This is a genomic window from Microcoleus sp. Pol10D4 (genome assembly GCF_036701555.1).
In the GTDB taxonomy this organism is placed as follows: domain Bacteria; phylum Cyanobacteriota; class Cyanobacteriia; order Cyanobacteriales; family Microcoleaceae; genus Microcoleus.
Genome location: NZ_JAUBRA010000083.1, coordinates 20355 through 27111 on the forward strand (window position 1 = coordinate 20355; position 6757 = coordinate 27111).

9 protein-coding genes are annotated in these 6757 nt (G+C 45.8%); 2 read left to right on the forward strand and 7 right to left on the reverse strand.

The features are described from left to right. Nucleotides 1–258: 258 nt before the first annotated feature. Together QUA36_RS27475 and QUA36_RS27480 are read left to right on the forward strand one after the other, a co-directional pair. Complete coding sequence (locus QUA36_RS27475) at nt 259–1113, forward strand: TIGR02587 family membrane protein (protein WP_333459745.1); 855 nt, start codon at nt 259–261, stop codon at nt 1111–1113. Beyond that, a complete protein-coding gene (locus QUA36_RS27480; RefSeq protein WP_333459746.1) occupies nt 1110–1514 on the forward strand; it encodes a TIGR02588 family protein in 405 nt (134 codons plus the stop codon). The genes QUA36_RS27475 and QUA36_RS27480 overlap by 4 nt, the downstream gene beginning before the upstream one ends. A gap of 220 nt (nt 1515–1734) precedes the next feature. Here the strand turns inward: QUA36_RS27480 and QUA36_RS27485 are convergent, their stop codons facing one another. The 7 genes from QUA36_RS27485 to QUA36_RS27515 all read right to left on the reverse strand — a co-directional run bounded on the left by QUA36_RS27485 (nt 1735) and on the right by QUA36_RS27515 (nt 6722). Then, on the reverse strand, nt 1735–2328 hold the full coding sequence (locus tag QUA36_RS27485; protein WP_333158637.1) for a CPBP family intramembrane glutamic endopeptidase: 594 nt from the start codon (nt 2326–2328) through the stop codon (nt 1735–1737). 31 nt (nt 2329–2359) lie between these two features. Continuing rightward, entirely contained in the window at nt 2360–3442 is a 1083-nt protein-coding gene (locus tag QUA36_RS27490; RefSeq protein WP_333459747.1) for a DUF3326 domain-containing protein, read from the reverse strand. Beyond that, on the reverse strand, nt 3439–3630 hold the full coding sequence (locus QUA36_RS27495) for a hypothetical protein (RefSeq protein WP_333127563.1): 192 nt from the start codon (nt 3628–3630) through the stop codon (nt 3439–3441). Before QUA36_RS27495 ends, QUA36_RS27490 begins: the two co-directional genes overlap by 4 nt. A 57-nt stretch (nt 3631–3687) precedes the next feature. Next, the gene (locus QUA36_RS27500) at nt 3688–4005 is read right to left on the reverse strand and encodes a 2Fe-2S iron-sulfur cluster-binding protein (protein ID WP_333102813.1); all 318 of its coding nucleotides are present in this window, start codon (nt 4003–4005) and stop codon (nt 3688–3690) included. A gap of 265 nt (nt 4006–4270) precedes the next feature. Further along, complete coding sequence (locus tag QUA36_RS27505) at nt 4271–4810, reverse strand: Uma2 family endonuclease (protein WP_333459748.1); 540 nt, start codon at nt 4808–4810, stop codon at nt 4271–4273. Between the two features lie 139 nt (nt 4811–4949). Further along, nucleotides 4950–6131 (reverse strand): GTPase, encoded by a 1182-nt coding sequence (locus tag QUA36_RS27510; protein WP_333459749.1) that lies wholly within the window; start codon nt 6129–6131, stop codon nt 4950–4952. A 195-nt stretch (nt 6132–6326) separates the two neighbouring features. Then, nucleotides 6327–6722, reverse strand: a complete 396-nt coding sequence (locus QUA36_RS27515; RefSeq protein ID WP_333459750.1) for a Uma2 family endonuclease — start codon at nt 6720–6722, stop codon at nt 6327–6329. Between the last annotated feature and the right edge of the window lie 35 nt (nt 6723–6757).

Sequence of the window (6757 nt, forward strand, 5' to 3'; positions counted from 1 at the left end):
TGGGTTTTCGGATTATTAGAGAAGGCGAACATATGGTCAGGGTGCCATAGAATCAGGATGGCATGGAGACTCCGTTAGTAATGCCTAACCACCCTCAAATAAAATCAGAAACACTGAGAGGAATTTGTACTCAATCGGGAATTTATAGAAAGTTATTTTTAATAGCTTATGCACCAAGTTGAGTGCATAAGCTATCTATGATAACACTTGAAATATGTTAAATTATAGATTGCTTGTGAGGTACGTTTTAACTAAAAAATGAAGAAATCAAAAAGACGTAAAAATCAGTGGTCAAAGGAACTAAACGACATCATTCGAGGTGCATCGGGCGGCTTTTTGTTCGGGATTCCCCTGCTTTATACGATGGAGGTTTGGTGGATCGGTTCGTATACTACATCAGCGGAAATGTCGATCGCGATCGCAACTACTTTTCTCGTCGTTTTCTTGTTGACTCGCACGGAAGGTTTTCGCAAAACTCAAGATATCCGCTGGCTAGATGCTGCAATCGATACCGTAGAAGCGATGGCCATCGGCATTGTCTGCGCGGCTTTTGTCCTGTTTTTGCTCAGGGAAATTACCCCGCAGACTCCGCTGCAAGAAACTTTGGGGAAAATCATCTTTGAAGGCCTGCCATTTGCGTTGGGAGTAGCCCTGGCCAACGGTTTCTTGAGTGGCGATCGCTATCAAAGTTCAGACAGCGAAAAGGAACCTACCATTAATGCAACTGTAGCAGATATCGGCGCTACTTTAATCGGCGCGATGATCATTGCTTTCAACATCGCCCCAACTGACGAAATTCCCATGCTAGCGGCAGGTATTTCGCCGCCTTGGCAATTAGGAATTATCGCCGCTTCGTTGCTAATTTCCTACGGTATTGTATTTGTAGCAGGCTTTACTTATCAAGCAAAACGGCAGCAGCAGCAAGGGATTTTTCAGCGTCCCCTCAGCGAAACTGTCATGGCGTATTTAGTGTCGCTGGCGGCTTCTGCATTTATGATGTTTTTCTTCCACAAACTCAGTTTTGACGACCCGTGGTCGATTTGGTTGAACTATACGTTAGTATTGGGATTGCCGGCGGCTGTTGGCGGCGCGGCGGGGAGGTTGGCGGTATGAGTGAAAGTAATAACCAACAGCAACAAAAAAGAACTCCTGCTGAATGGGTGACATTTGCGATCGCCTGCTCGATCCTTTCTATCCTCATCGGACTCGTAATCTACAACTGGGTGACTAAAAAGCAGGAACCTCCGATTATTTCTGTCACTCGGAACACGCCTATTCGCGAAAATCAAGGGCAATTTTACGTGCCATTTACAGTAACTAACACGGGTGGTGAAACAGCAGAATCCGTGCAAATTATTGCCGAATTGCGCGTCAACGGCGAAGTCTTGGAATCCGGCGACCAGCAAATTGATTTTTTGTCAAGCGACGAAACTCAAGAAGGAGCTTTTATCTTCAGCCGCGATCCGCGTCAAGGTGAGTTGATTGTGCGATCGAGCAGTTACAAACTGCCTTAACACAGATAAAACTCGGCGGTTAAAACCTTTTCTCATCTGTGAACTCTTCCTCTTCCTACCCTACCCTTCACCGAACCCCTGCGGGGAACGGGAACGGCTTCGCCGAACGTGCTCTTAGCGTCTTCGCGGTTCGTTCAATCTAAAAACCCCCTTGCGCGTTAGCATTTATTGCCATATTCGGCGCAGGCGCGATTTCAATCACTTTGGAATTGTGATCAAGCTACCGCTTCACCAGATTGTGTTCCCACTTCCAAACACAGCTAGAAATCAAATTCGTGCAGATATGAGCCGTAATTGGGACTAACAAATTCCCAGTAGCTAAAACGCTGTAACCCAACAGCAATCCGACAGCCGTTGCCCAAACAGCATAAGGCCACTGATCCAGGGCTCCCAAGTGCAGAATACCGAAACAAAAACTCGATAAAACTAAACTGGTAACATTCAATCCCAAAGCAGACAGCATCACGCCTCGAAATAGCAATTCTTCGCTAAGTCCCGGCAGTAGTCCCAGCCAAATTAAATCTGGCCAAAACAAAGGTTTGAGCACTACTTCCAAGTAAACATCCGCACTCCGGCGATAACCCGGCCAGAGGTGATAAACGATCGCACTGCCACCTGTAATTGCCAGTCCGATCGCACATCCTTTTAGCAAGTCCATTCCTATCAATTTGACTGGCAAAAGCGATACCGATCCAAATAGCAACCACAATTTAGCTACCGCCAGCAACATAATTGCTGTCACGCCCATTGCTACTAAAACTTGGGTGCGCGTCAAGGGTTCAATTTCAGGATTTTCGGGAATTTTTTCTGCCACTTAATCACTTTTAGATTTGAGGTTTGAGATTTTAGATTTGTTTTGTTGAGTCAGACAAACAACGCAGGGAGGAGATATCTGCACCCAAGGAAGCTGGACTGATGCCGGCTCGCAAAGCGACCAACGCTCCGATCGCCTCTAAATATGAGTTTACCTGCAAAGCTTTGATTCCGAGTTTTTCTGGAGTCGCCTGCATCTGGGTTTTGTTGTCGCCGACAGCGATGATTTGTACCGACGATCGCCCACTCAAACTCAGAATAGCACTGCCGCCGCAGGCTGTGGCGGGTATCACCACCGCATCCACTCGATCGGCGGTAATTGATAATTGATTGTGCTGCTGGCTTTCTGGCGGTATCAATTGGGGAGCTTTGCTGAGGCCGGCAAGCACGCAAGGTAGGAAAGTATAGCCGATTTCCTCAGCAGCCGATCGCGGTGACAGGTGCGGATCGAGGGGAAGCGCAGACAACGCGGGGGCGTGGGCGCAGGGGATTTTAAACGTCCTGACGACGAGGTGGCTGATCACAGCTTCCGCGCCGGCGAGGGGGTCAACTCCTTTGCCGCGGCGGTAGTTTTCGAGGGCGAGGCTGCCTTCATCGTCGGGAAACCTGGCCACAACTGCGATCGCCTCTACTCTTGCTTGTGTGATTAATTTTTCTGCAGCGCGCAATAAACTGTCGGGATTGCCGATCGTCCCCCAAGATGCCCCTGATTCAGAAATACGCAATTCTACTTGCAGAGGGCGATCGGTTAAAACATAATCGGTTATATTCAAACCCAATGTAGCTCTGGCAGCATCAACGGCTTGCAAGTGCCGCAACTGCAAGTCTGGTTCGATCGCGGAATCTAGGATTAAGCCGATGCGATTTTGATGTACCGGTTGCAGTCCCCAGCATCCGGCAGCAAATTTGTCAAGGGCGTAACCTTCAACGTAGAGAGCGTTAGGTATCGGCCAATAAAGTTGAGCGCCGTTGAGGACGTTGGGGTGAGTGATCAGGGTGTCTGAAATTTGGGCGATCGCCCTAGCCACGGGCAGCGCATCTCCTGCAAAGCCCCCGATCGAGGCTCCAACGCCTGTGGGGACTATCAAAACCACTGTTAAAGGGCGCCGGTTCACACTGTTGCGGGGGATGCTTCCACGAGCACGTAGCCTTCTACCACAGCCTTTTGCCGATCGACATCCACGTCTGTGACTGCCCACCGCAGGGGTTCGCCGTGCTTTTGCAGTTCAATTTCAATCGCCGAGTGCAATTCTTCGGCGGTATCGTGGAGGTCAACTTCTGCGGAAATGAAATGGGTAGTCATCGGGCGATCCATAGTGGTTTTACTGCGATCGGTACTTAGCTCAATTTTAGCTTAGTCCTAGGATTTACCGAATTGGCGATCGTACACAATGTCTTCTTTTTCGGTTTCTATCTTCAAGTTCGATCGGGGATAAGCAACACACAGCAACACATAACCTTCTGCCTGAAGTTCGGGACTAACGCCCATGCCATCAACTTGATCGACTTGACCCTCAATAATTTTAGCAGCGCAAGTAGTACAAACTCCCGCATTGCAAGAACTCGGCAACTCAATGCCGGCGGCGTTGGCGGCGCGGAGAATTTGTTTATCTTCGGGTACTTCTACGGTATAAGTAGTGCCTTGGTGGATCAATTCAACAGTGTAAGTCTTAGACATATTTCAATTATTGGTTTTAATTCCCCAATTGGAATTTACGCTAGATTTGCAAACAAAGCAATCAGTATTTTACCGCTGTTTGTGCTTTTGTGCAATTTTACAACTCCATTTTTTATTGATAATTTTTTTTTATTAATTGGCTGGGCGAGCGATGGCGTCCCGCCCCGCAAGCTACGGCATTTTGTCAATGACTTTTTCACAAATTATTACAAGCTTCACGGGGGAACTGTGCCACAAAGCACTTATACCTAATTAGTCTTTACCTTCAAACCAACAACTCATCAACCGCAACACTAAAACCCGGCAGCACTAGCTGAGTGCTGACTGTAGAACCCAAGTTAAAAGTTAACTTTTGAGTTTGAGTCATTATAATTATCCAGCAACTTTCTGGAAAAACAATCCAAACTTCCAGACAACCCGAATCTAAATACTCTTGTGCTTTAAGAAAAATCTCTTCCGCAATATCAGTAGGAGAAACTATTTCTGCAATTAACGGCGGGCTTTGAGGCAAAGTAGGAACATCGCCATATTGAGCAACAAGTTCAGGAGTCAGATAAGCTACATCAGGACGGCGCACTCGCCTGTCAGTACGGCAAGGAACTTCTGTATACACTTCGCCACCTTGTCCGCTAGAATCTTTGTAATTTCCCCAAGAACGATCTAGTCTAGATTGGATTCGACTGTGTTTTACTGTCATGCCATTTTTCTCCGCGATTTGCCCGTCCACCCATTCCATATCGTCGGGGGGATTAGCCATAAAGTCTTCTAGAGAAACATTTTCTGATAAAACGGCAGCCATTACCATAGCTATTTACTCCTTTTTGCAGAATTCACTGATATTGTAGCAATCAATTGGGAATTGGGAATTGGGAATTGGGAATTGGGAATTGGGAATTGGAACTAACAAATAACCTATGCCCCCTGCCCTATGCCCCCTGCCCAATTTACTCAATATTAATTTGATTGGGAGGCTTAGGTTGATTCGGTTTGTCATCCTTCAAAGTTTTACGCCCAGAACTAGCATAATCCTTATAAAAATCCACAAACATCTTGGTTAACTGCTGCAAAGAAAGTTGTTCCCCATTAATTTGAGCTTTCATATAAGCTTTAAGCACTTCAATGTAAGCCAAACCGAGGGCAAGCGTGAGAGTTGCTGCCGTTGCCCCGGAGATTGCACCGCCGACAACAGTACCCGCACCAGGAATCATTTTAATCAAATTAGTAACAATACTTCTGCCGACAGCAGTAACCCCGCCAGCGCCGCTAATAGCAGACAGCATCGCCGAAATAAACCCCTTATCAAAGGGCATTCCAAAAATCACAGTAATATTAGCAATCATTGCCGTTTGCATGGTCATCAAAATCGGCGCATCAGCAAACGGTACAGGAGTCGCACCGACAATCGCAGAACCTGCAACATAAGCACTTAGATACTTAAATGCCATATCGGATTTGAGCGCAATATTTGCTATTTGTTCTTTAACAAAAGCTTTTTTAGCTACTTCCGGTAGCAGTTGAAAGGTTGCATCTACCAACTTATCTAAACCGTGAGATTTTACGGTATAATCCTCATCTATTTCTTCCGGTTCAGCCATCACAGGGATGATTTGACTGACTGGCAAATTCATGTGTTCCAGTTGCTTGAAAAACTCGCTCGGCTTTTTAGATGTCGTCTGAGTCAGCACTAGAATAACTGGTACATCTTTGACTTCCATTTCTTTGAGCCAGTTTTCCTCCACAGATTCTATTCTATTGGCGCTGTGATTGATGCAGTACCAGATGACGTGAATGTGTTCTTTGGGGTGCAGGAGTCTTTGGTCTTCAATTAGTTTAGCAACGTTTAATTGAATAACTTTAATTTGTTCGGCGTTGAGTTCGAGTCCGGGAGTATCGTAGACGGTAATTGGGCAATTCGGTTTGGTATATTGGCGAATGCCTTGAGTGATAGGGCGGCCGACTCCGGTTTCTGCTAAGCGTTGGCGAAAAACGGAATTTATCAGGGTACTTTTGCCGACGCCGGTTTTGCCGATGACTAAAACATTGCACTGTCCCACTTGGTTTTCTGCCTCTTTGAAGGCGTAGTAACTTCTATTTAAAAGCTCGTCTAAGGAAAAGTCGTCTGACATGGCGGTTTGCTCCGATAATAGTAGGATATTAATTCAATACCACCGAATAGAATTCCGATGCTCTACAAACGAAGTCCGCGAAGGCGGACTGAGGATTCTTAAACATATTGTAGCAATTTGATTTCAGAACTGGTGCAACGGCTAGAGGAGAGTTTTGTGTCGCGTGCTGCTACATGAAAGGTTGTAGAATTTAGTTTAAGCTAGCAATCGATCGACATCGATGCTAAAACCGATCAGGATTTGTTGGGTGCTGGCGGTATCGCCGGATCGAAATGTCAATATTTGATTTTGAGTCATCACGAATATTAAACGACTTTCGGGAAAAACTAACCAGACTTCCTGACAGCTAGATGCTAAATATTCCTGTGCTTTGAGAAAGATATCTTCAACGATATCGGTGGGTGAAACTATTTGTGCAATTAAGGGAAAACTTTGGGGTAAAGTGGCAAGATTGCCAAATTGTGCAACTAATTCGGGTGTGAGATAAGCGACATAGGGCAGGCGAATTTGTTGCTTAGGAATAAAAAATAAATAAGTTGATGAATTATCGGTTATACTGAAAAAAGTGCGCTTATTGCAATTTTCACCCAAACAGAGATTAACTCACAACGGATTTTTCTACTCAA